The organism is Phaeovibrio sulfidiphilus (assembly GCF_014861485.1).
Lineage (GTDB): Bacteria > Pseudomonadota > Alphaproteobacteria > Rhodospirillales > Rhodospirillaceae > Phaeovibrio > Phaeovibrio sulfidiphilus.
The window spans coordinates 23,247-45,898 of record NZ_JACZHT010000006.1; the positions used below are offsets into that span (position 1 = coordinate 23,247).

Consider the following 22,652-nt stretch of genomic DNA (forward strand, 5'->3'; position numbering starts at 1 on the left):
GTTGCATGGATCGGATGTCTGTGCTAATTCAGCGCCGCGTCTTTGAGAAAGGGCGCTTTCAGCAGGCGGGCCGGACGCTTCTCGCGCTCCGACACTTTCCCCGCACCACTGCACGAGTTGTCTGAACTTGATCGAAGGGCTTGAACGTGTCCGCAAAGGCTGGAGCATCAAGGGTCGCAGAGCGTTATGCGCTCGCCCTTTACGAATTGGCACGGGGCGAGAAGCGCCTTGATGCTGTCGAGGCGAACCTGAACGACCTGAGCCGCATGCTTGAGGAAAGTCCGGACTTGCGCCGTTTTGTCGCGAGTCCGGTGCTGTCGCGAGCGGCGCAGGTAAAAGGGCTCGAGGCGCTGGCCGACAAGGCCGGCTTTGACCGCCTGACCCGCAGCTTCCTGGGCGTTCTGGCCCTGCACCGTCGCAGCAGTGTGACGGGTGCGGTGATCGACGCGTTCCGGAACCTTCTGCGCGTCGAGCGGGGCGAGGTGATGGCCCGCGTGTCCACCGCAACGCCGCTTTCCGAGGAGCAGGAGGCCGAGCTGGCCACCGCGCTGCGGAAAGAGCTTCGTACTGAAAAACTGGATCTGACCACGGATGTCGATCCCTCGCTTCTTGGAGGCATGGTCGTGCGCGTCGGATCGCGCATGGTCGATTCGTCCCTCCGTACCAAATTGAAAAGATTGCACTTCGCCATGAAAGGGATTGGGTGATGGAAATCCGCGCAGCCGAGATCTCTGCGATCCTCAAAGAGCAGATCGCTAATTTCGGGACCGAGGCCGAATCCGCCGAGGTAGGGCAGGTTCTGACAGTCGGTGACGGTATCGCCCGTGCCTATGGCCTTGATTCGGTCCAGGCTGGCGAGCTCGTCGAGTTCGACAACGGTGTCAAGGGCATGGCCCTGAACCTCGAGGCCGACAACGTCGGTATCGTTATTTTTGGAAGCGACACGGGCATCAAGGAAGGCTCGACGGTCCGCCGGACCCGCGCCATCGTTGACGTTCCCGTCGGCAAGGAACTTCTGGGCCGTGTTGTTGACGGTCTCGGAAACCCGATCGACGGCAAGGACAGCTTCGACTCCTGCGAGCGTCGCCGCGCCGAGGTCAAGGCTCCGGGCATTATTCCCCGCCAGTCGGTTCACGAGCCTGTCCAGACCGGCATCAAGGCCATTGACTCCCTGATCCCCGTTGGCCGCGGCCAGCGTGAGCTGATCATCGGTGACCGTCAGACCGGCAAGACCGCCATCATTCTGGACACCATCCTGAACCAGAAGGCGATCAACGACCGCGCCAAGGACGACTCCGAGAAGCTGTTCTGCATCTACGTGGCGGTCGGCCAGAAGCGCTCCTCCGTTGCGCAGGTGGTCCGCACCCTCGAGGAGCACGGCGCCCTCGACTACACCATCGTGGTTGCGGCGACGGCCTCGGAAGCGGCCCCGCTTCAGTACCTGGCGCCCTACACCGGCTGCGCCATGGGCGAGTACTTCCGCGACAACGGCATGCACGCGGTCATCTTCTACGATGACCTGTCCAAGCAGGCTGTGGCCTACCGCCAGATGTCCCTGCTGCTCCGTCGTCCGCCCGGACGCGAGGCGTACCCCGGCGACGTGTTCTACCTGCACTCCCGTCTGCTGGAGCGTGCGGCGAAGCTGAACAAGGAAAACGGTTCCGGCTCGCTGACCGCACTTCCGGTGGTCGAGACCCAGGCCAACGACGTGTCCGCGTACATTCCGACCAACGTGATCTCCATCACCGACGGTCAGATCTTCCTCGAGACCGAGCTGTTCTTCCGCGGCATCCGTCCAGCGGTGAACGTGGGTCTGTCCGTGTCCCGCGTGGGCTCGGCGGCTCAGGTCAAGGCCATGAAGAAGGTTGCGGGCTCCATCAAGCTTGAGCTGGCCCAGTACCGTGAGATGGCTGCGTTCTCGCAGTTCGCCTCGGACCTGGATGCGGCTACCCAGAAGCTTCTGGCCCGTGGTGCCCGTCTGACCGAGATCCTGAAGCAGCCCCAGTACTCGCCGCTGACCATGGAAGAGCAGGTCTGCGTGATCTATGCGGGCACGAAAGGCTACACGGACGGTATCAAGGTCGAGGACGTGACCCGCTTTGAGGCGTCTCTCCTGTCGGCCCTGCGTTCGGCCGGAGCGGGTATCCTCGAGAAGATCCGCACCGAGAAAGACCTTTCGAAGGACACGGAGGCGGCTCTTGCGGCGTTCCTCGACGACTTCTCCCGGAAGTTTGCCTAGTCGGGGGCCGAGAGCCCAAGGTGATGTATCTGTCGAAAGGCTTGTAGACGATGGCAACCCTTAAGGACCTGAAGGCCAGGATTACCTCGGTCAAGTCCACCCGGAAGATCACGTCGGCCATGAAAATGGTCGCCGCCAGCCGCCTGCGCCGCGCGCAGGACACGGCGGAGTCCGCACGCCCCTACGCAAGCCGCATGGCGCGCATGCTGGACGGGCTTTCCACATCTCTGGCCGGGCAGGGCGGGGGGAACTACCCCCTCCTGACCGGAACAGGGAAGGACAAGGTGCACCTGCTTCTGGTGATGACTGCGGACCGTGGCCTTTGCGGGGGTTTCAACGGCTCGATTATCCGTGCCGCGCGACTGGAGGCCCGGCGCCTTCTGGACGCGGGCAAGGAGGTGCGCTTCTATTGTGTCGGCCGCAAGGGCTATGACGCACTGAAGGGCGAGTACCAGTCCCGTATTCTGGGGACGCACCGGACCCGCGGCTCCAATGGTCCGACCTATGACGACGCGAGCCACGTGGCAAACGAGATCCTGGCCCTCTATGAGGACGGTCAGTTCGACGTCTGCACGGCGGTCTACAACTACTTCCGCTCGGCGATCACGCAGATCGTGACCCGGACCCAGCTCATTCCTGTTGCAACGTCCGGGGGCACCCCGGCCGCGCAGCCGGTCGAGGAGGCCGGGGCCATCTACGAGTACGAGCCCGACGAGGAAGCTCTGCTTGTCCAGGTGCTGCCGCTGTCCATCCGTTCCCGCATTTTCAGCGGCCTCCTGGAGAGCTTTGCCTCCGAGCAGGGTGCCCGGATGACGGCGATGGACAACGCGTCGCGCAACGCGGGCGACATGATCGACAAGCTGACCCTCAGATACAACCGTACGCGACAGGCGAAGATTACCGGAGAGCTGATCGAGATCATCTCCGGCGCCGAAGCCCTTTAAAAAGACAAGAATTCAGGAGATCAACCCAATGGCTACGACCACTGTCGGAAAAATCACCGAGGTAAAGGGCGCCGTCGTCGACGTAAAATTCGAGGGCGACCTTCCCGCTATCCTGACCGCTCTGGAGACGGAAAACGGTGGTTCGCGCCTCGTCCTCGAGGTTGCGCAGCATCTTGGTGAGGGCGTGGTCCGCACCATCGCCATGGACGGCACCGAGGGCCTGACCCGCGGCCAGAGCGTGACCAACACCAACAAGCCCATCGCCATGCCGGTCGGTCCGGGCGTGCTCGGCCGCATCATGAACGTGATCGGCGAGCCCATCGACGAGCGCGGCCCCATCGACGCCGTCAAGACCTACCCCATCCACCGTGAGGCCCCGTCCTTCATCGACCAGTCCACGGACACGGAAATCCTTGTGACGGGCATCAAGGTCATCGACCTTCTCGCTCCGTACACCAAGGGCGGCAAGGTCGGCCTGTTCGGCGGCGCCGGCGTGGGCAAGACCGTTCTGATCATGGAGCTCATCAACAACATCGCGAAGGGCCACGGCGGTTACTCCGTGTTCGCGGGTGTGGGCGAGCGGACCCGTGAGGGCAACGACCTCTACCACGAGATGATCGAGTCCGGCGTTATTGACCTCGAGGGCAAGAACTCCAAGGCCGCGCTTGTTTACGGCCAGATGAACGAGCCGCCGGGAGCCCGTTCCCGCGTCGCCCTGTCCGGTCTGACCCAGGCCGAGTACTTCCGCGACGAGGAAGGCCAGGACGTGCTGTTCTTCGTGGACAACATCTTCCGCTTCACCCAGGCCGGTTCCGAGGTGTCCGCCCTTCTGGGCCGTATCCCCTCCGCCGTGGGTTACCAGCCGACGCTGGCCACCGACATGGGTGCCCTCCAGGAGCGTATCACCTCCACGAAGAAGGGCTCGATCACGTCGGTCCAGGCCATTTACGTCCCGGCTGACGACCTTACCGACCCGGCTCCCGCCACGTCGTTTGCCCACCTTGACGCCACCACGGTGCTGAACCGTGCGATCGCCGAGCTTGGCATCTACCCGGCCGTGGACCCGCTGGACTCCACCTCCCGCGCTCTCGACCCGAACGTTGTCGGTGAGGAGCACTACCGGGTGGCCCGTGAGGTGCAGCGTATCCTGCAGACCTACAAGTCCCTCCAGGACATCATCGCCATTCTTGGCATGGATGAGCTGTCGGAAGAGGACAAGCTTGTGGTGGCCCGCGCCCGCAAGATCCAGCGCTTCCTGTCGCAGCCGTTCCACGTGGCCGAGGTCTTCACCGGTTCCCCGGGCAAGCTGGTTTCCCTCGAGGACACCATTGCCGGCTTCAAGGGTCTGGTGGACGGCGATTACGACCACCTGCCGGAGCAGGCGTTCTACATGGTCGGTTCGATGGCCGAGGCGATCGAGAAGGCCAAGAAGATGGCGGACGCTGCCTGAGTCGGCCGTTGCTGAACTGTTTGTTTTGGAGAGTTCCCGATGGCCACATCGATGCAGTTTGAACTGGTTTGCCCCGATCGCCTCGTTGTTTCCGAGGCGGTCGACATGGCTGTCGTTCCCGGCTCCGATGGTGACTTCGGTGCGATGGCAGCCCACGCGCCCCTTCTGTCGACGGTCCGTCCCGGGATCGTCGCGCTGTACACCAACGGCAAGGTGGTGCGTCGCCTGTTCGTGAGCGGCGGTTTCGCCGAGGTCACCGGAGAGCGGTGCACGGTCCTCTCGGAAGAGGCGATCGACCTGTCTCTGGTCACCCGGGCCGACGTCGTCAGCCGTCTCCAGAGCGCGGATGACCGCCTCAAGGAAGCGGTGGACAGCGCCGAGAAGGCTCGCGCACAGCAGGACAAGACCGTTGCGGACGCCCTTCAGGCGGCCTTCGAGACGGTCACCAGTCAGGCGAACGGAGCCCATGCGTCCTAAGCGGACCGGGTTTTCAGACGGATGGAACGGGGCGGAAATGGTCATGGCCATTTTCGCCTTTTTCCTTTACAACCTGCCGCGGTTCCTTCTTTCCCGGACCGTGCGGGCGCTGACGGCTTTGCGCCGGCGCCTGTCAAGCGTACGCCCGCCCCGCGGATAGTCCGGTCCGGCCGCAGTGCCGGGCCCGGCGCTTCCTGTCCCGCATGTCCTCTCTCGGGATCGGGCCGGGTTTCACCCCGTGTCGCGGTTTCCCCTACCTCTCCCACACTTTGCCCCTTGCCCGCCAGCGCAGGCAGGCTGCCCTTGCATATCGTTTCAGCCCGTTCCCGGAGATCCACGGGGGCCACGCCGTCTCCCGGGCCTGCCGGCCACGGAGTTGTGGGGCCGGGTTCGTTGTCCGGTGCCCTTGCCCTGACCGGGCCCGGTGTGGCCTGCAGCGGGTCTGGCAGCGCCGCCGGGCGGCGTGTTCGACGCAGCCGGTCATTCGGGGCCGGGCTCGCGGTCTCGCGCGAAACTGTAGTCTGACAACGGATCTGGTCTTTTTCCGGGGATTTTGTTGTTTCTGCTTTTACCCGGATACGGTGTTCTTGTTTCTCCAATATTTCTGTCAACACCGTCTTGGAGATGATTGCCAAACAAGGCACAATTCTGTATTTTTTCATCATTGGGTGCCAGGCTTGCCAGTGCCCGGCGGAATTCGCGGCCCGCTCGGATGTGTCGAACGGGCGGGGCGGACAAGAAAGTGTTAACCCTCCTGATCTAGTGTCAGGATGTGTTGTTTGGTTAGAGCTTCACAAATGAAGCGAATGCGGTCAAACTGCCCCGTCGGGTTGTATTTAACGAGGGAACGCTGAACCATGGTACAGACGAACCGGAAAGGCCGAAACCAGTCGGTGACGATGGCTGTGGCGATCGGGCTGGGGCTTGCAGGAGCGCTTTCCGGCACGGCGTTTGTGTCCGACGCGTGGGGCCAGTCCGACATGCCGTCCGCCCGGACCGAGTACCCGGATGTCAACCGTGTTCCCCAGCAGGCTCCGCCTGCCCCCACAGCAAAAGAGATGCGCAATGTGACCGAGGGCCTGGCGGCGGACCGCGACCGTGTTCGTGCCGCCGAGCGGGCGTCGGGTGCGACCGGGGACGGCCAGGCGGCGAAAGCCAAGTACGGCAAGGTGGGAGGGCCGTCGCGCTCGGTTCCGAGCCGTATTGCCGAGCCCACTGTATCCGGCGTTCCGGCGGCGGCTCCGCGCGTTGCGCCGGTCGCCGCGGGCGGTGGCGTTGGGTCTGCCTCCCAGCCCGAACGGGTGACCTATGGGCGCTCGCAGCCCCCCCGGACGGCTCCGGAAGCCCCCCAGGGCGGAACCTACGCGCCGGGTGGGGCGTATGCCCAGCCGGTCATGACGACGCGCCAGTCCGTGCCCTATGGCCGCGGCACGGCGGGGTACGGCTACGGCAGCGGTTCCCGTCCGGTGGAGGCCCGCCAGCGTATTGCCTACGGCCGGTCCGCGATGCCCCATGAGGTGCCGGGTGGCATGCAGCCGGGTGCCGAAGGGATGATGGGCACGATGGGCCTTCCGTCGGGGTACGAGCTTCCGGGCGGCATTCTTGTTGATTCCAGCGGTGAGCGCGCGGTCGACGCCCAGACCGTCGGCTTCCTGACGGTCACTCCGGGGGGCGGGTTCCCGGCCAACTTCATTCCCTCCTACTCGACCCTGGTGGGCGAGATCTATTTTGCGGCCAGCTCCTCGGGCCTCGACGGGCACGACATGGCGATCTTGCGCGACATCGCGGACTACCAGCGCGCCAACGGCGGCTATCTGAGAGTCACAGGGCATGCGTCCAGCCGTACGGCGGATATGTCCATGGCCCGGCACGATCTGGCCAACCTGCAGGTGTCAAACCGGCGCGCCGAGGCCGTGCGGCGAGCTCTCGAGCGCTTGGGAGTGCCCCCGGGGGCAATTTTCTCAAGCGCCGAATCGGACCGACAGGCCGTCTATCAGGAGGTCATGCCCTCGGGCGAGGCCTTCAATCGCCGCGTGGAGATTTATCTCGAATATTGACCCGTTCTCACATCGACGGGGTCTGCGTAGCGGAGCAAGATGGCCTTCCAGCGGAAAGCCTCTTGCTCCGAACTGTTTTTGGCGCCACCATCCGGCGCACCGGACCAACCCTGTTCCCAACCTGCTAGCATGGATGCCTGACCATGGACGACGAGCCCATCATCACTCCCGACTTCTACCGCATCAAGCGCCTGCCGCCGTACGTCTTCGCCGAGGTCAACGCAATGAAGGCAAAGGCGCGCGCCGCGGGGCAGGACATCATCGACCTGGGAATGGGCAACCCGGACCAGCCGACACCGCCCCATATTGTCGAGAAGCTGGCCGAGGCGGCGGCGAATCCCCGCGCCCACCGGTATTCCATGTCCAAGGGCATTCCGGGCCTGAGAAAGGCCCTGTGCGCGTATTATGAGCGCCGCTTCAACGTCTCCCTCGATCCGGAAAGCGAGTGCATTGTGACCCTCGGGTCCAAGGAGGGGCTTGCGAACCTGGCCCAGGCGATCACCTCGCCCGGTGACGTGATCCTGGCGCCCAACCCCAGCTATCCGATCCACGCGTTCGGCTTCATTATTGCGGGCGGTGCGGTGCGCCACATTCCGGCGGCGCCGGGCCGCGAGTTTCTCGAGGCGATGGAGCGCGGTGTCCGCCACTCGGTGCCCAAGCCCATGGCCGTGATTGTCAACTTCCCCTCCAACCCGACGGCCTACGTGGCCGATCTGGGCTTCTACGAGGAGATCGTTGATTTCTGCCGCTTCCACAAGATCTGGATCCTTTCGGACCTCGCCTACTCGGAGATCTATTTCGACGGCAATCCGCCGCCGTCGGTTCTTCAGGTCAAGGGCGCGCGGGATATCACCATCGAGTTCACCTCCCTGTCCAAGACCTACAACATGCCGGGCTGGCGCGTGGGGTTTGCCGTGGGCAACCGTCACCTCATCTCGGCGCTGACCCGGATCAAGTCCTATCTTGACTACGGCGCCTTCACGCCGGTCCAGGTGGCGGCCACCGCCGCGCTGAACGGTCCCCAGGACTGCGTCGAGGAGATCCGCAGCCTGTACCGGGATCGCCGGGATGTGATGATCGAGGGCTTTGCCCAGGCCGGATGGGATATTCCGTCGCCGTCGGCGTCCATGTTTGCCTGGGCGCCCATTCCCAAGCCTTTCCGTCACCTGGGCTCCCTGGAATTTTCCAAGATCCTGATGGAAAAGGCGAGCGTCGCGGTGTCTCCGGGTGTAGGCTTCGGGGAGTACGGGGACGAGCACGTCCGGGTTGCCATGGTGGAAAACCGGCACCGGATCCGTCAGGCCGTGAAGTCCGTCAAGACGTTCATGTCGAACGCCTCCGAAATCCTCGAGGAAGTCGAGCGACGCGCCCGGCAAAAACAGACCTCGTGAGTCTTTGATCGTACGGGAAGAAAAATGAGTGTCGACGACAAGGGTAAAAAAGAGCTCCCGCCGCTGAAAGTGGCCATTGCCGGTCTTGGAACGGTGGGAGTGGGTGTTCTTCGGGTGCTGACCGAGCAGGCGGACCTGATCTCCGAGCGGGCAGGGCGCCCCATCCAGGTGGTGGCCGTGTCTGCCCGCAACGCGCAGGCGGACCGCGGAGTGGATCTTGCGCCCTTCCGGTGGTTTGACGATGCAACCGTCATGGCCCGCGAGGCCGACGCGGATGTGGTGGTCGAGCTGATCGGGGGCGCGGAGGGCGTGGCCCGCAAGGTCTGCGAGACCGCTTTGGACTCCGGGCGCCATGTGGTGACCGCCAACAAGGCGCTTCTTGCCCACCACGTCATCTCGCTGGCCGAAAAGGCCGAGGTGGCGGGGCTTGGCCTGTTCTACGAGGCGGCCGTCGCCGGAGGCATTCCCATCATCAAGGCCCTGCGTGAGGGCCTGGCGGCGAACCGGGTCCGCTCGGTGAAGGGGATTCTTAACGGAACCTGCAACTACATCCTGACCACCATGCGCGAGACGGGACGCGAGTTCTCGGACGTCCTGATCGAGGCCCAGGAACTGGGCTACGCGGAGGCGGATCCGTCCTTCGACATCGACGGCGTGGACGCGGCCCACAAGATTGCGCTTCTGGCCTCCCTGGCTTTTGGCGAGCAGGTGGACTTTGACTCGATCGTCATCCAGGGTATCCGTCACGTCACGGCGCTCGATATCACGTTCGCCACGGAACTGGGCTATCGGGTGAAGCTGATTGCCCATACCGAGCGCTTCGACGGCTGCGTGGAAACCCGGGTCGAGCCCGTCCTTGTGCCCGTGTCCGCACCGCTGTCCCACGTGGAGGGCGTCTACAACGCCGTTCTGGTGGAGGGCGACCTGGTGGGAACCAGCCTCTACGTGGGGCGTGGCGCCGGAGCCGGACCCACGGCCTCCAGCGTGGTGGCGGACCTGATCGATATCGCGCGCGGCCGCTTCACGCCGGTCTTTGGCGTGCCCTCGGGCGACCTGTCGGCTTCGGTACTGTGCGAGAACTCGGCTCCGGACCGGGGCGAGCGCTACTACGTGCGCCTGATGGTCACCGACCGCCCCGGCGTCTTTGCCGATATCGCGGCGGCCCTTCGGGACGAGGCGGTCTCCATGGAGTCCATCATCCAGCACGGGCGGAACCCGGGGGAGACCGTGGCTCTCGTCATGGTCCTCCACGACACGCCGGAGGACGCGGTGACCCGAGCGGTGCGCCGGATCGGCAGCCTGCATGAGATCGTGGAGCCTCCGCGGGTCATGAGAATCGGCCGTTTCTAGACCTGTCCGGGGCACGGCGTGTCCCGGACCCCACGCTGCCGGGCTCAGGCCGGGAAGAGGACCATGACACAACACGCATCCCCGCAGGCCATTATCGGGCGGGTTCTGGCCCTTGACGTCGCGCGCGCCACCGAGGCGGCGGCCATGGCGGCTGCCCGCTTTGTCGGCCGCGGTGACGAGCGGGCCGCCGACCGGGCGGCGAGCCTCGCCATGCGGCAGGTCCTGGCGGCGACGCCCATGCGCGGAACCGTCGCGGTCGGTGCGGACCCGGATCCTGCCGAGGGCCTCTTTTGCGCCGGGGAGCCGGTCGGCACCGGTGAGGGGCCCGAGGTGGATGTGGCCATTGCTCCCCTGGAGGGCGCGACCATCTGCGCAACCGGCGCCCCCAACGCCATGGCGTGCCTTGCGTTCGCCCCCCGGGACGGGCTGCTTCGTGTCCCGCCGCTCTACATGGACAAAATCGCTGTGGGCCCGGATGTTCCCCCGGATGTGGTGTCCCTGGACCAGAGTCCGGCGGACAATGTCCGGGCCGTGTCCCGGGCCAGGGGTGTCGATGTCTCGGCCCTGACCGTGTGCGTCCTGGACCGGCCCCGCAACGAGGAGCTTGTGGAGGCGCTCCGGGAAACCGGCTGCCGGCTGATGCTGATCCTGGACGGGGACGTCTCCGGTGCGCTCGCGGCCGGACTGCCGGAAAACGGTGTGGACATGTACATGGGCTCGGGCGGGGCGGCAGAGGGTGTGCTTGCGGCCGCCGGTTTGCGCTGTCTCGGGGGAACACTTCAGGGGCGCCTTCTTCTGCGCACCCCGGCCGAGCGGGCTCTGGTGCGGGAGTTCGGCTTCCCGGGGGAGGCGGACCGGCTCCTTGGAATGGACGATTTCGTCCCCGGCGAGGCCGTGTTTGCCGCCACCGGCGTGACGGACGGCACCTTGCTGCGCGGGGTGCGCTTCACGGCGGACGGAGTCTGTTCCCAGACCATGATCCTCAAATCCTGCTCCGGCACCCGCAGGGTGATTGACTCCCGCCACGCGCGTGTCGGCGCCCGCATTTCCGGCGACTGATCCCCGTTTGTCCTGCGCCACGGGCGCCCCGCCCGGTGTTTGGCCGGGATGGGCCTCTTTTCCGGGGAAAGCCCTTTCTTTTCCGAAGGAGAGGCGTCTATTGTAGCGCATGACACGCCATGAACCCCAGACGACTTCAGAAGCCGCCGACGGATCTGTCAGGCGCGCGCTTCTGGGAGTCCACAGCTCGAAAACCGGCCGGATCTGGTGCCAGCGCTCCGGAGACGAACGCCTGGCTCTCGCCATCAGCCAGCGGCTGGGGGTGCCCGAGATTATCGGGCGCATTCTGGCGGGACGCAGTGTTCCCCTCGAGATTGCCGAGACCTATCTCGATCCCACCTTGCGCGCCGCTCTTCCCGATCCGTCCCACCTTCTCGATATGGACAAGGCGGTGGAGCGGATCGTGCGCGCCGTGCGGGACCGGGAAAAGGTGGCGGTCTTCGGTGACTATGACGTGGACGGCGCCACCGCCTCCGCCCTGATGCACCGTTTTCTGCGCGCCCTCGGGCTTGAGGTCGAGGTGTACATTCCCGACCGCCAGAAGGAGGGCTACGGCCCGGGCATTCCCGCCATGCTGGCCCTGGCCTCCCGGGGAGCCACCCTTGTGATTACGGTGGACTGTGGCGTCAGCGCCTTTGAACCCCTTGCGAAGGCTGCGGAAATCGGCCTTGACGTGATCGTCTGCGACCATCACGAGGCCCAGAGCGGCCTGCCCGAGGCCTGCGCTGTGGTCAACCCGAAGCGGCTGGACGAGACCACGGACCACACGTGCCTTGCGGCCGTGGGGGTCGCGTTCCTGATGGCTATCGGTGTGAACCGGGCCCTGAGGGAGGCAAACTGGTACCGGGACAACGGCCGCGACGCCCCCGATCTCATGAGCTATCTCGATCTTGTGGCCCTGGGCACGGTGTGCGACATGGTTCCCCTTGTGGGGGTGAACCGGGCCCTGGTCCGTCAGGGGCTCAAGGTTCTTGCGGCCGGCACCAACACCGGCCTGCAGGCCCTGATGGAGGTCTCGAAGGTTCGGGACATTCCGGGGCCGTTTCATCTCGGTTTCATTCTGGGGCCGCGCATCAATGCGGGCGGACGGGTCGGCGAGGCCGGAATGGGCCCCGCTCTGCTCGCCTGTGATGACCCGGTGCAGGCGCTCGAGATGGCCCGGCACATGGAGGCCTGGAACTCGGCGCGCAAGGAGATTGAGACCGAGGTCCTCGATCAGGCCCTCGAAATGGCCGCCGCCATCCCCGAGGACGCTCCCGTGATCTTCGTTGCGGGGCAGGGCTGGCACTCGGGCGTCGTTGGCATTGTGGCCAGCCGCCTGAAGGAGCGCTATTTCCGCCCCGTGTGCGTTGTGGCCCTGGAGGGCGGCGTGGGCAAGGGATCGGGCCGCTCGGTGAAGGGCATCGATCTTGGGCGGGCCGTGATTTCTGCCAGCGAGGCCGGTCTGCTTGAGGCCGGCGGCGGACACGCCATGGCCGCCGGGTTTACGGTGATGGAGCCCCGCCTGGATGCGTTCCGCGCGTTTCTGGAGGAGCGCATCCTGGCCCAGATGGCCGGGGCCGAGGACTCCGGGGCCCGTGTTCTCGAAATTGACGGCGTTCTTGATGTTCGGGGCGCCTGTCCGGACTTTACCGGCCAGGTCGAGCGGGCCGGTCCCTATGGTGTGGGGAACCCGGAGCCCGTGTTTGCCGTGGCCAACGCCCGGGTGTCTCGCGTGGATATCGTGGGCATGGGGCATATCCGCTGCTTTTTCAGCGGGGCCGCCGGAGGCAGCCTGAAGGGCATGGCCTTCCGCAGTGCGGATTCCGAGCTGGGGCACGCCCTGCTCAACGCCCGGGGCCGCACGGTCCATGTGGCGGGAATTCTCCGCCCGGACACCTGGGGCGGCCGCAATGGCACCCAGCTTCTGATTGAGGATCTCTCCTGGGCGGACTGAGCCCCGAAACGCCGGATACGGGCGCCTGCGGTCAGTGCCGCCCGTGAGCCGGGACCAAAGCGCGCCCATGTCATGGGTGTGTGGGGTTGCAGCGGGGCAGGGCTGGCCGGAAGGTCGCCGGGCAGGGCAGCGCCGAAGGCGGGGAGGGCTGGTGCTCAGCCGATTCGGTGAAGCCCGGGCCCCTCGGTCCGGAGCCAGGCTTTTGCCTCCTGGACATCGCCCACAAGATCGCGCACCAGCGCCCAGAACCGGGGCGAGTGATTGAACTCCACCAGATGGGCCACCTCATGGGCCGCCACGTAGTCAAGGACCGGCGCGGGAGCCATGATCAGCCGCCAGGAAAACGACAGCCGGCCGCTTGACGCACAGCTGCCCCACCGGGAGCGCGTGTCCCGAAGGGACAGGTGGTTGAAGGATGTCCCCAGGGTCCGGCAGTAGAGGCTCACCCGGTCCACCAGCCGTTCCCGGGCCCGGGCCCTCATCCAGCCCCGGATCTGGTCCGCCACGTGTTCCGGTCGTCCCGCCACCAGAAGACGGTCGTGCTCCGGATCCAGACGGACCGCCCGCGTGCCCCCGGCAACGGGGACGATCTCGTAAAGCCGGCCGGAGAAGGGGACACGGGCGCCGGGCTCGAACAAAATCCGGTCCGGAGCCCGGGACAGCTGGCGCGACACCCAGTCTCCCTTGCTCCGGGCGAAGGCAATCAGATCCGCGTCACTCACGTGGGGCGGAGCACTCACCACCACCGCGTCCCCGGACGGGGACAGGCGCAAGGCCAGATGCCGCGCGGTCCGCGAGCGGCGGATTGTCAGGGACAGTGAATGTCCATCGATGTCGATCGGGGTGCCCATAGACACGCATATACTGCATTTTCCCCGGAAAGAAAACGCTCACCAGGATGGGACGGGTGGTGTGACGGCCCCCGTCCACAGCCGAAAGGACGTTGACACTGGCGGATGGGTCGTTGATTCTTCCCGTTACAGCAGGACATGTTGAGAAACCGGTTTCTCCAGGTTGGAAAGGGTTGCCCCCATGAAGCGGATTTCGTTCCCGGCGCTCGCTGTTGTGGCGTGCATGATGCCTCTGGCCGGTTGCAGCGACGAGTTGATCCCCGAGTACGATATTACGGCCGAATGCAAGGTCACGTCTGATGATGACCCCTTTGTGGAGGCCTTCTGCGTGGACATGGAGAAGTCCTCCCTTGCCATGCTCCAGGAGATTGATCCGGATGACGAGGCCCTGAACTACTGCGTGAAGTCGGACACGGTCATGAGCGCGCGCAGCTACATGATGATCCTCAACTGCCGCTCGATCCTTCTGGAGGTTCCACGGGAGATGTGGGACCAGACCTCCCTGACGGAGTAGGCCCCCGTGTCCCTTTGGGGAGTGTTCCTTTCTGACACCGCTGGCCGGCGGCGGCCCGCCACGTGCGCTCCGCTGCTGGGTGCCGCATGTCTGATGCTGGCGCCCTGGGCTGCAGCCGCCGCGGATACGGGGCCCGCGCCGGTGCCTGATGTGGTCCCTCCCATCTTTGAGACCCCGATGGACACCCCCTCCGCCGGAGACCCCGGCGTTTCCCCCGAGCCCGCGCCGGTCTCGGGTGGTGTCGACACCCCTGAGGGGGCGGACGCTCTCCCCGCGTATGATCCGGTGCGCTATTGCTCCATGCTTTCCGGGCTCGTCCAGGATTCGGGCGAGGCCCGCAGGAAGTGCCTGCTGAAGGAGGAGGAGGCCCGGATCCGTCTGGAAGGGCTGCCCCTTCCGGCAGAGCTGATTTCGGAATGCGACAGCGTTGCCCGGAGCATGGGGGGATCCTATCTGGTTCTTCTGGGCTGCGTGGAGGACACGGGGGTCACATCCTCTGAAACGGAGCCGCTGCCTGTTCCGGGGCCGTGAGCCTGGCTTCCTCCGCCGTGTCCCGGGGCCGGGGCGGGTGGCACGGCACCGCGGCGTGAACAGCCCGCAATGTGGACAGCGCGCAATGTTCGCGGCACGCGCGGCGAACGGCCCGGCGTCCCGTTTTCGGGCCCGTTGCCGGGGATCTGCGGGGGTGATCCGTGGGGGGGCAGGAGCCGAATCCCGGTCCGGTCCGGGAGTTTTCTAACATGTTTCTCACCCTTTTGGAGGGGGGTGAAGGCTTGACGCAACCGCCAATCATCACGACATCTACCAGTGCCAGCGCGGGAGCTCCATAAACAGGGGGCCTGCGCAAACCCGGTGCCGCCAGGGGCGGGCCAGGTTATACTCAGCACAGTGAACTCGCTCATCTTGAGGAGGGCAAACACACCCATGAGCCGACTGTCCATGTTCAATTCGCCACTTCTGCTTGGCTTCGATCACTTCGAAAGGGTGATTGACCGGATTTCCAAGAACCAGGCTGAAGGCTATCCGCCCTACAATATCGAGCAGGTCGGGGAAACCCACCTGAGGATCACTCTGGCGGTGGCAGGTTTCTCGGAAGCCGATCTCTCCGTGTCTTTGGAGGACAACCAGCTTGTCATCCGCGGAGCGAAGCCGGCAGAGGACACGGAACGGGTCTACCTTCATCGCGGCATCGCCTCGCGCCAGTTCCAGCGGGCGTTTGTTCTCGCAGAAGGGATAGAGATCACGTCGGCCAGCCTGGAAAACGGGCTGCTGCATATCAATCTGGAACGTCCCCTGAATGCGCCAAAAGTGCGCCGGATACCGATAGACGCCTCCAGCAGGAAGTCCAGCCTCCGGGAGACCGGAAGTCCGACGACCGCAGACAAGGAGAACGGCTGAGGCGTCTCACCATCGATTGAGGAGGACTGATACCATGTCTGACAGAAAGTCACCGGCGATCTTCCAATCGCCCGACAGAAGAATCCCGACCAGTCAGGAACTTGCCATTCTCGGGCTCCACAGTGTGGCCTACGCCCGGTTCAATGCGAAAACCTCCGAGGTGCTCGGTGAGGACAAGCTGCCGAAAGAAGGCTACTCCATCCACGCCGCGAACGGCCAGATGATCGGCTGGGCACCCAGCCTCGACCAGGCCCACCAGGCCATCCGAAGCCACGACCTGGCCCCGGCCACCGTTCACTGAGTGAGCCAGCACGCAGCAGGCGTGCACTGAAGGAAACGTCCGGACCGCGGACGGAGCAACCACCAACGGCGTCTTCCCTTCCCACGTGCCAGAAGGGGAGGACGCCTTTTTTTTTATGGGCCTTTCCCATGGTGCGAGGGGGGGCGGACCGGTGCTCCATGGACACCGTCCGCCCGGTCTGTAAACGTGGCGAAAAAAGGGAATTGCTGACGGGGGCCGGTTCGCTTCTTTCGGCCAATCGGCAGGAGTGCTACATATAACATTGTGTTCCAGATCATATTGGGGCAGTTCAATTGAATGTGAGGAGACATCAATGAGCTTTACTCTTCCCCCGCTTCCCTACGCCGCGACGGCGCTCGAGCCGTACATGTCGGCGAATACGTTCTCGTTTCACCACGCCAAGCACCACGCCGCCTATGTGAACACGCTGAATGACCTTATCGCCAACACCCCCCTTGCGTCCCGCTCCCTCGAGGAGATCATCCGCGAGACCGCCTCGGACGACGCCCGCAAAAAGGTGTTCAACAACGCAGCCCAGGTCTGGAACCACACGTTCTTCTGGAGCAGCATGAAGCCCGGTGGCGGCGGTGAGCCCTCCGGAGCCGTCAAGGACGCCCTCAACGCGGCGTTCGGCTCGGTTCAGGGCTTCCGGGATGCCTTCAAGGCCGCTGCCACCGGCCAGTTCGGCAGTGGCTGGGCCTGGCTTGTGTCGAACAACGGCAAGCTCGAGGTTATGTCCACCGGCAACGCGGACCTTCCCCTGGTTCACGGCAAGACCGCCATCCTGACGTGCGACGTGTGGGAGCACGCCTACTACCTGGATTACCAGAACCGACGCCCGGATTTCGTCCAGACGTTCCTTGACCACCTGGTCAACTGGGACTTCGTGGCGGAGAATCTCTCCAGGGTCTGATGTCCAGTCCGATCCGGTTTCCGAGACACTGTGTCCGCCCGGGGTGCGCTCCGGGCGGCTTTTTTGTGCCCGTCTGCATCCGGTAAAATGCCGGGTCCGGCGGGGGCGGGCGTCTGGGCACGCCCGGCCTGCGCCCTCGCAAAAGACTACTAGTAGAGACCGCTGAGGGTCGCCCACAGCAGGCGCAGGACCGGCGGTCGGGCGCCCGGTCCCCGGTCGGGGCCAGCGGAGGCTCCCGCTCCCTGTGTATCAGGGTGCCGCAGAAGGAGAGCCGCCCGGGTCGCCAGAAGAAACGGCGCGCGCCACGCCCGAGCCACCCCGGGGCGCACCCGGCGCGCCTGGACAACACACGTCCGTGCGGCCTCAATCAGCGCGCTTCGGCTGTCGCTGTCGGTCTGGCAGGCCGCCACGGCCAGCGCCCAGGCACTGTCCGCCGCTCCGGCCGCCTCCAGAAGATCGTCGCGCTGTGCTCCCAGCCAGAAGGCCGCAGCCCGGCCCACCGCCCGTGCCCGGGCCTGTCGCGCCTCAAAAGAGGCCGGGGCCGGCCTCCCGGCGGCCTGCCCGGCGCGGTCGCGGGCTTCCGGTGCGGGCTCCGGGTCCGCTGGGGTCTCGGGGATGTCGAGCTCGCATGCCTCGCACACCTCCAGGAGCATCCGTGCGAGCCCCGGCCGCTCCCGGTCCATCCGGGCGAGGGTGTCGAGCAGGGGAACGCCCCTCAGGCTCCCGGGTTTGAGGGTCTCGAACGCCTCTGCCCACCAGCGCAGGCGAATCTCCACCAGGGCGGGCTCGGCGGCGCGGGCCATCTGCCGGGACAGCTCCGCATCAAGGGCGTAGACGGCGAAAAGGCCGGCCCGCCGCTCCGCCGGAGCCCACAGCGCGGCATGAAACCGGCCCGGGTTGTGCTCAAGGACGGCTCGGGCGAACGGCGAGAGGGCCTCAAAATTCGTGGTCACGGCTGCCGTCATGGGGTGTGTGCCTCCTGTACGCCGAGAGCCCCCTGTCCGAAGGGGACGGTCGTGTCATTTTCGGGAGCCGGTCGCGGGCGGGTGTGCCCGGCAAATGGCAGGTTTCCGGCCTTATCTGGGGAGGTTCTGGGGCTCCGTCCAGTGACCGGAGTCCACGCCCGAAATCCGCCGCTTTTGCCTTCATTTTGCCCGATCGGAGGTATTCCCGGGAGCGCCCTGAAAGCGCTTGCTTTGCCCCGAGTCCTCTTCCACAGTGGCTGTCCACCCGGATGGCGGGTGTGTGACAATGTTGAAAAGGTAAAGCAGACAATGGCCCAGGATAAAAGAAAAGCAGAAACACTGGCCCTTCATGCGGGCTACCGGGCGGACACGGCGACGGGTGCGGTTGCACCTCCGATCTATCAGACGACGGCTTACCAGTTTGAGGATACGGATTACGCGGCGAGTCTTTTTGCCCTTACAAAACCTGGCAACATCTACACCCGTCTGATGAATCCCACAACCGATATTCTGGAAAAACGAATGGCCGCCATCGAGGGCGGCAGCGCGGCCCTCGCTTTGGCGTCGGGGCAGGCTGCCAGCTTCTATGCCGTTCTGAACCTGTGTTCGGCCGGGGACAACTTTGTCACTTCCACCGACCTGTATGGCGGAACCTGGAACCTGTTCTCGAACACCTTCGCCCAGCTTGGGATCGAGGCACGGTTTGTGGACCCCGCCGATCCGGAGGCCTTCCGTCGGGCGACCGACGACAAGACCCGGTGCTACTACGCCGAGACGGTCCCGAACCCCAAGCTCAAGGTGTTCCCGATCCGTGAGGTGGCTGCAATCGGACGCTCCCTTGGCGTTCCGCTGATTGTGGACAACACCTGCGCGCCCCTGATCTGCCGCCCCTTCGAGCTGGGCGCGGCGGTCGTCATCTACTCGGCGACCAAGTTCCTGGGCGGGCACGGCACCTCGATGGGCGGTCTTGTGATCGAATCGGGTACCTTTGACTGGACCCAGAACCCCGAGCGCTTCCCCACGCTGAACACCCCGGATCCGAGCTATCACGGCCTGGTCTGGACCGAGGCCACCAAGCCCATGGGCCCGGTTGCCTACGTGGTGCGCATTCGGACCACGCTCCTGCGGGACACGGGTGCGGTTCTGAGCCCGTTCAACTCCTTCCAGATTCTTCAGGGAGTGGAGACACTTGCGCTGCGCATGAGAGCCCACTGCGACAACGCGCAGAAGGTTGCGGAGTTCCTCGCGAGCCATCCGCAGGTCGCCTCGGTCACGTATCCGTCCCTCCAGACGGGCGAGGATGCCCGCCGTCGGGACGATGCGCTGTCCGGCGGATACGGTTCGCTCCTGGGATTCGAACTCAAGGGTGGTGCCCAGGCAGGAAAACGCTTTATCGAAGCCCTCAAGATGTTCTATCACGTTGCGAACATCGGAGACGCGCGTTCTCTCGCCATTCATCCGGCAACCACGACCCAGAGCCAGCTCAGCGAGGCCGAGAGGCTGGCGTCGGGAGTGTCGGAGGGATACGTCCGCCTGTCGATCGGTATCGAGCATATTGACGACATTCTCGCAGACCTGAAACAAGCACTGGAGGTATCGTGACCACACCCCGTTATGCCTGTGCGGGAACCTTCCCCGCCACCCGGATGCGTCGTTTGCGCCGTGAGGACTGGAGCCGCCGTCTGACGGCGGAGAACACCCTTACGGTCAACGACCTCATCTGGCCGGTTTTTGTCATCGAGGGAACCCGGAAGACCGAGCCTGTGAAGAGCATGCCCGGCGTCGACCGCCTCTCGATCGACCTTCTGGTGGACGCGGTCCGGGAGGCCCGGGATCTCGGGATTCCTGCCATCGCGCTCTTTCCGGTCGTCGAGCCGGCCCTGAAGACCCCGGATGCGCGGGAATCCGCAAATCCGGACAATCTGGTCTGCCGGGCGGTCCGGGCGGTCAAGGAGTCCGTGCCTGACATCGGGATTTTCTGCGATGTGGCGCTGGACCCCTTCAATTCCGACGGGCATGACGGGATCGTCAGAAATGGTGAGATTCTCAACGACGAGACGCTCGAGGCCCTGTGTCAGCAGGCTGTGAACCAGGCCCGGGCGGGGTGCGACGTCAATGCGCCGTCCGACATGATGGACGGACGGATCCGTGCCATCCGCACGGCGCTTGACGACGCCGGCTACCAGCACGTTCAGCTGTGTTCCTATGCGGCCAAGTACGCCAGCGCGTTCTACGGGCCGTTCCGGGACGCTCTCGGGACGGGCGGTGTTCTGAAGGGGGACAAGAAGACCTACCAGATGAACCCGGCCAACTCCCTTGAGGCCATCCATGAGGTCATGATGGACGTCATGGAGGACGTGGATTCCGTCATGGTGAAGCCGGGGATGCCCTATCTTGACGTGATCCGTCAGGTCAAGGACGCCTTCGGCCGCCCGACCTTTGCCTACCAGGTCAGCGGTGAGTACGCCATGATGAAAGCGGCTGTGCAGAACGGCTGGCTCGACAATGACAAGGTCATCCTCGAGAGCCTGATGGCCTTCAAGCGGGCGGGAACGGACGGGATCCTGACCTACACCGCTGTCGAGGCCGCGAGGCTCCTGCGGCAGATGGGCGGCCATTTCTAGGCTGTCCGGTCGGTCGTGTCGGACTGAATCCTGAGGTCTCCGGTCCCGTGACCGGAGCCTCTCTCACCGGGATCCGGGCCGTACCGCGTTCCCTCGGGCTGAAACCGGGGGAGACGGGGTGCGGCCCGTATTTTTTTGGGGGGGGCCGGGGGTGCCCCCGTATTTTTTTGAATGGGGCCGGGCGTTGCAGCCGCAGAGCGTGGCGGCGGGAGCCTCGAGCGGTCGGGAGCGGGGGCTCTCCAGGGGGCGGGCAACAGTTCTGAACGGTTCCCCCCGGATGCCATTCCCCTCGATTACGTTGTCGGAGAGAGTTCGGGTGTGACCGGGCTCCCGGCCCTCAGGCCAAACGTCTCATCCGCCCGGCCCCGGTTCACGGCGATCTCCAGCAGGCCGTTGGCGTTCGCGTAGAAAAAGCCCGCTCCCTCGGGGACGTCACTGAAGGTGCGGGCGCGCGCCAGCGTGCGCGGTCCCACCCGCAGGGCATTCACGCCCGGGAAAGAGGCGGCCCGAAGGCCGGTGATGGCGTTCCCGTAGGGATCAATTCTCACGATTTCGGGCAGATCCTCCGGCCAGTCCTCCCGATCCAGCGTGATCGGGTCGATGGGGCTGCACCCCTCCGGCATCTGTCCCGCCGCCAGGCCCGCCGCAACGGGCGCAAAGACATCCCGGCCGTGAAAGGTCGCGCTCGCGGTCCCGGGCGCTTGCGGAAGCTGCCAGGCCTCCAGCGGGCGGCGGTCGCGGCCATGGCGCACAATCATCGAGAACAGGCCGTTGTCCGGCCCCACGTACCAGACGCTCCCGGCCCGGAGCAGGACCCCGGCGCGGGCGCTTCCCACCCCGGGATCCACCACCCCGATGACCACCGCGTCCCCGGGCACACCGGACCAGGGCGTCCCATAGGCGGACAGCAGGTAGGACGACCGAAAGGGATCAAAGGCCGGGAGGTCCGCAAAGAGCTCGATGACCGGCACGGACGGGGCGCGCGCGGCCAGAACCATGCGCATCTGCCCCGTGTAGAGGCCGCTGGTGCCGAAATCCGTGGCAAGGAGGATCATCACGGCGGGTCTCCGTGTGTTGTTGTGGCGGTGGCGGGCTCCGCGGCCCCATTGCCGTTGCCGCCTGATCCCGTGGAGGCATCCCGTGTCCCGGCCGCGGAGCCGGTGGCCGGATCTTTGGCATTGAGGGGCTCCGCCTCGCGCGGGTCTTGTGGGGCGTGCGGGCGGGGAAGCCAGGTTGCCTCCTCCTCCGGTGTCTGGAACCGGGCCTGCAGGCGCCCGCCCTGGCTGACAGCGGTCAGACGGTCCTCGGGGGCGTCCAGGGTGCGGCTCAGGCTCGCGACGCCGTACTGGGTGGCGACGGCGGCGGCCTCGGTCAGGGCGGCCCTTTGGGGCTCGTCAAGGCTCATCCAGGCCGGGAGGCTGATCACCAGCGCCACGTAGTCATAGAGGCGGGCATTCGCGCCCTGGAGGACAATGCACGCCCCCTCGGGAAGGCGCAGGGGCTGCCCGTCCGTCAGGTCCACCTCCGGGAGGATCCCGGCAGAGGCGGATTGTGGATCCGCAACCCGGTTGATCAGCGCGCCGGATGTCGCCTTCAGCAGCCCCATGGGTGCGTCAAAGGGAAGGTAGAGCGTGCGGGCACCGGCCAGGTCCCCGGGGGTGGCGCGACACTCACCGCCGCGATCGAAGACAGCGGTCGGAAGCCACAGCCCCCCAAGCCATTTCAGGCCCCGGGCCTGAAGCGCCAGGTTCCCTCTCCCCGTCTCGCCCGGGAAGGGGCTCCCCGGTGCGCACTCCGTGTCCGCGGTGGGGTCCTGGGCGGGCGTCGGGCTTAATTCGGGAACAAGGGCCTCAATCCGGGCCCTCGACAGAAGGGCCATCTCCAGTGTTCCCGCCGAGAGGCCGTCGGGAAGCTCGGTCTCGCCAAACAGCTTGCCGTCCGGATACAGGCGCACCCGCAGATCGGGAGACACGGCGGCCAGTTCCCGGGCGAACACCTGAAGCATGCGGTGGCGCACGTCACGGGAGGTGTCGCTGTAGGGATGGGCAACCTTGAGGGTCCGGGCCTGGGCCGCCGGGGGCAGGGCGGCAGACACCAGAAAAAACACAATCAGAAATGAGCGGAAAAAGGGCATAATCCTGAAGTCCTGGCCAATCGACGGTGAGTGCTCCCGTTCGGTCCGG

The 22,652-nt window shown here is 65.5% G+C and carries 21 protein-coding genes; 17 read left to right on the forward strand and 4 right to left on the reverse strand.

Annotated elements, in window-relative coordinates; genetic code table 11:
- The first annotated feature begins 146 nt into the window (after positions 1-146).
- The 10 genes from IHV25_RS08175 (at position 147) to recJ (ending at position 12,903) form a co-directional block, all read left to right on the forward strand.
- Positions 147-707, forward strand: a complete 561-nt coding sequence (locus tag IHV25_RS08175; RefSeq protein WP_192534635.1) for a F0F1 ATP synthase subunit delta — start codon at positions 147-149, stop codon at positions 705-707.
- Positions 707-2,239 carry a F0F1 ATP synthase subunit alpha gene (atpA, locus tag IHV25_RS08180; RefSeq protein ID WP_192534636.1) on the forward strand — a complete coding sequence of 511 codons (1,533 nt, stop codon included), beginning with the start codon at positions 707-709 and terminating at the stop codon, positions 2,237-2,239. The genes IHV25_RS08175 and atpA overlap by 1 nt, the downstream gene beginning before the upstream one ends.
- A 50-nt stretch (positions 2,240-2,289) precedes the next feature.
- Positions 2,290-3,183, forward strand: coding sequence for a F0F1 ATP synthase subunit gamma (locus tag IHV25_RS08185; RefSeq protein WP_192534637.1), 894 nt, complete (start codon positions 2,290-2,292; stop codon positions 3,181-3,183).
- 28 nt (positions 3,184-3,211) lie between these two features.
- Positions 3,212-4,633, forward strand: a complete 1,422-nt coding sequence (gene atpD / locus IHV25_RS08190) for a F0F1 ATP synthase subunit beta (protein WP_192534638.1) — start codon at positions 3,212-3,214, stop codon at positions 4,631-4,633.
- Positions 4,634-4,672: 39 nt separating this feature from the next.
- Positions 4,673-5,110, forward strand: a complete 438-nt coding sequence (gene atpC, locus IHV25_RS08195) for an ATP synthase F1 subunit epsilon (protein ID WP_192534639.1) — start codon at positions 4,673-4,675, stop codon at positions 5,108-5,110.
- 857 nt (positions 5,111-5,967) lie between these two features.
- The gene (locus IHV25_RS08200) at positions 5,968-7,167 is read left to right on the forward strand and encodes an OmpA family protein (RefSeq protein WP_192534640.1); all 1,200 of its coding nucleotides are present in this window, start codon (positions 5,968-5,970) and stop codon (positions 7,165-7,167) included.
- A gap of 143 nt (positions 7,168-7,310) precedes the next feature.
- On the forward strand, positions 7,311-8,558 hold the full coding sequence (locus IHV25_RS08205) for an LL-diaminopimelate aminotransferase (RefSeq protein ID WP_197975007.1): 1,248 nt from the start codon (positions 7,311-7,313) through the stop codon (positions 8,556-8,558).
- Positions 8,559-8,582: 24 nt separating this feature from the next.
- Entirely contained in the window at positions 8,583-9,908 is a 1,326-nt protein-coding gene (locus tag IHV25_RS08210; RefSeq protein WP_192534641.1) for a homoserine dehydrogenase, read from the forward strand.
- 63 nt (positions 9,909-9,971) lie between these two features.
- Positions 9,972-10,967: a class II fructose-bisphosphatase gene (gene glpX / locus IHV25_RS08215; protein ID WP_192534642.1), complete on the forward strand. Its 996-nt coding sequence runs from the start codon at positions 9,972-9,974 to the stop codon at positions 10,965-10,967.
- A gap of 109 nt (positions 10,968-11,076) precedes the next feature.
- The gene (gene recJ, locus IHV25_RS08220) at positions 11,077-12,903 is read left to right on the forward strand and encodes a single-stranded-DNA-specific exonuclease RecJ (RefSeq protein ID WP_192534643.1); all 1,827 of its coding nucleotides are present in this window, start codon (positions 11,077-11,079) and stop codon (positions 12,901-12,903) included.
- Between the two features lie 155 nt (positions 12,904-13,058).
- Here recJ and IHV25_RS08225 read toward each other — a convergent pair whose 3' ends face one another.
- Entirely contained in the window at positions 13,059-13,754 is a 696-nt protein-coding gene (locus IHV25_RS08225) for a M48 family metallopeptidase (RefSeq protein ID WP_192534741.1), read from the reverse strand.
- Positions 13,755-13,935: 181 nt separating this feature from the next.
- Here IHV25_RS08225 and IHV25_RS08230 point away from each other — a divergent pair, with 181 nt between their 5' ends.
- From IHV25_RS08230 to IHV25_RS08250, 5 genes are all read left to right on the forward strand, one after another.
- On the forward strand, positions 13,936-14,268 hold the full coding sequence (locus tag IHV25_RS08230; RefSeq protein ID WP_192534644.1) for a hypothetical protein: 333 nt from the start codon (positions 13,936-13,938) through the stop codon (positions 14,266-14,268).
- A gap of 177 nt (positions 14,269-14,445) precedes the next feature.
- Positions 14,446-14,799, forward strand: coding sequence for a hypothetical protein (locus tag IHV25_RS08235; protein ID WP_192534645.1), 354 nt, complete (start codon positions 14,446-14,448; stop codon positions 14,797-14,799).
- A gap of 393 nt (positions 14,800-15,192) precedes the next feature.
- Complete coding sequence (locus tag IHV25_RS08240) at positions 15,193-15,666, forward strand: Hsp20 family protein (RefSeq protein WP_192534646.1); 474 nt, start codon at positions 15,193-15,195, stop codon at positions 15,664-15,666.
- Positions 15,667-15,700: 34 nt separating this feature from the next.
- Positions 15,701-15,967: a DUF1150 domain-containing protein gene (locus tag IHV25_RS08245; RefSeq protein ID WP_192534647.1), complete on the forward strand. Its 267-nt coding sequence runs from the start codon at positions 15,701-15,703 to the stop codon at positions 15,965-15,967.
- 313 nt (positions 15,968-16,280) lie between these two features.
- Positions 16,281-16,880 (forward strand): superoxide dismutase, encoded by a 600-nt coding sequence (locus tag IHV25_RS08250; protein WP_192534648.1) that lies wholly within the window; start codon positions 16,281-16,283, stop codon positions 16,878-16,880.
- Positions 16,881-17,029: 149 nt separating this feature from the next.
- Here IHV25_RS08250 and IHV25_RS08255 read toward each other — a convergent pair whose 3' ends face one another.
- The gene (locus tag IHV25_RS08255; protein ID WP_192534649.1) at positions 17,030-17,845 is read right to left on the reverse strand and encodes a squalene/phytoene synthase family protein; all 816 of its coding nucleotides are present in this window, start codon (positions 17,843-17,845) and stop codon (positions 17,030-17,032) included.
- Between the two features lie 309 nt (positions 17,846-18,154).
- On the opposite strand from IHV25_RS08255, the gene IHV25_RS08260 reads away from it, so the two are divergent.
- Positions 18,155-19,447, forward strand: coding sequence for an O-acetylhomoserine aminocarboxypropyltransferase/cysteine synthase family protein (locus IHV25_RS08260; RefSeq protein WP_192534650.1), 1,293 nt, complete (start codon positions 18,155-18,157; stop codon positions 19,445-19,447).
- Positions 19,444-20,469 (forward strand): porphobilinogen synthase, encoded by a 1,026-nt coding sequence (gene hemB / locus IHV25_RS08265; RefSeq protein ID WP_338048611.1) that lies wholly within the window; start codon positions 19,444-19,446, stop codon positions 20,467-20,469. Before IHV25_RS08260 ends, hemB begins: the two co-directional genes overlap by 4 nt.
- A 293-nt stretch (positions 20,470-20,762) precedes the next feature.
- On the opposite strand, the gene IHV25_RS08270 is transcribed toward hemB, so the two are convergent.
- Positions 20,763-21,524: an SAM hydrolase/SAM-dependent halogenase family protein gene (locus tag IHV25_RS08270; protein ID WP_192534743.1), complete on the reverse strand. Its 762-nt coding sequence runs from the start codon at positions 21,522-21,524 to the stop codon at positions 20,763-20,765.
- Positions 21,524-22,603 (reverse strand): hypothetical protein, encoded by a 1,080-nt coding sequence (locus IHV25_RS08275; RefSeq protein ID WP_192534651.1) that lies wholly within the window; start codon positions 22,601-22,603, stop codon positions 21,524-21,526. The genes IHV25_RS08270 and IHV25_RS08275 overlap by 1 nt, the downstream gene beginning before the upstream one ends.
- Between the last annotated feature and the right edge of the window lie 49 nt (positions 22,604-22,652).

Coding starts and splice junctions, on each gene's coding strand:
- atpA (WP_192534636.1), top strand. CDS start 707: ATGGAAATCCGCGCAGCCGAGATCTCTGCGATCCTCAAAGAGCAGATC.
- IHV25_RS08185 (WP_192534637.1), top strand. CDS start 2,290: ATGGCAACCCTTAAGGACCTGAAGGCCAGGATTACCTCGGTCAAGTCC.
- atpD (WP_192534638.1), top strand. CDS start 3,212: ATGGCTACGACCACTGTCGGAAAAATCACCGAGGTAAAGGGCGCCGTC.
- atpC (WP_192534639.1), top strand. CDS start 4,673: ATGGCCACATCGATGCAGTTTGAACTGGTTTGCCCCGATCGCCTCGTT.
- IHV25_RS08200 (WP_192534640.1), top strand. CDS start 5,968: ATGGTACAGACGAACCGGAAAGGCCGAAACCAGTCGGTGACGATGGCT.
- IHV25_RS08205 (WP_197975007.1), top strand. CDS start 7,311: ATGGACGACGAGCCCATCATCACTCCCGACTTCTACCGCATCAAGCGC.
- IHV25_RS08210 (WP_192534641.1), top strand. CDS start 8,583: ATGAGTGTCGACGACAAGGGTAAAAAAGAGCTCCCGCCGCTGAAAGTG.
- glpX (WP_192534642.1), top strand. CDS start 9,972: ATGACACAACACGCATCCCCGCAGGCCATTATCGGGCGGGTTCTGGCC.
- recJ (WP_192534643.1), top strand. CDS start 11,077: ATGACACGCCATGAACCCCAGACGACTTCAGAAGCCGCCGACGGATCT.
- IHV25_RS08225 (WP_192534741.1), bottom strand. CDS start 13,754: ATGGGCACCCCGATCGACATCGATGGACATTCACTGTCCCTGACAATC.
- IHV25_RS08230 (WP_192534644.1), top strand. CDS start 13,936: ATGAAGCGGATTTCGTTCCCGGCGCTCGCTGTTGTGGCGTGCATGATG.
- IHV25_RS08235 (WP_192534645.1), top strand. CDS start 14,446: ATGGACACCCCCTCCGCCGGAGACCCCGGCGTTTCCCCCGAGCCCGCG.
- IHV25_RS08240 (WP_192534646.1), top strand. CDS start 15,193: ATGAGCCGACTGTCCATGTTCAATTCGCCACTTCTGCTTGGCTTCGAT.
- IHV25_RS08245 (WP_192534647.1), top strand. CDS start 15,701: ATGTCTGACAGAAAGTCACCGGCGATCTTCCAATCGCCCGACAGAAGA.
- IHV25_RS08250 (WP_192534648.1), top strand. CDS start 16,281: ATGAGCTTTACTCTTCCCCCGCTTCCCTACGCCGCGACGGCGCTCGAG.
- IHV25_RS08255 (WP_192534649.1), bottom strand. CDS start 17,845: ATGACGGCAGCCGTGACCACGAATTTTGAGGCCCTCTCGCCGTTCGCC.
- IHV25_RS08260 (WP_192534650.1), top strand. CDS start 18,155: ATGGCCCAGGATAAAAGAAAAGCAGAAACACTGGCCCTTCATGCGGGC.
- IHV25_RS08270 (WP_192534743.1), bottom strand. CDS start 21,524: ATGATCCTCCTTGCCACGGATTTCGGCACCAGCGGCCTCTACACGGGG.
- IHV25_RS08275 (WP_192534651.1), bottom strand. CDS start 22,603: ATGCCCTTTTTCCGCTCATTTCTGATTGTGTTTTTTCTGGTGTCTGCC.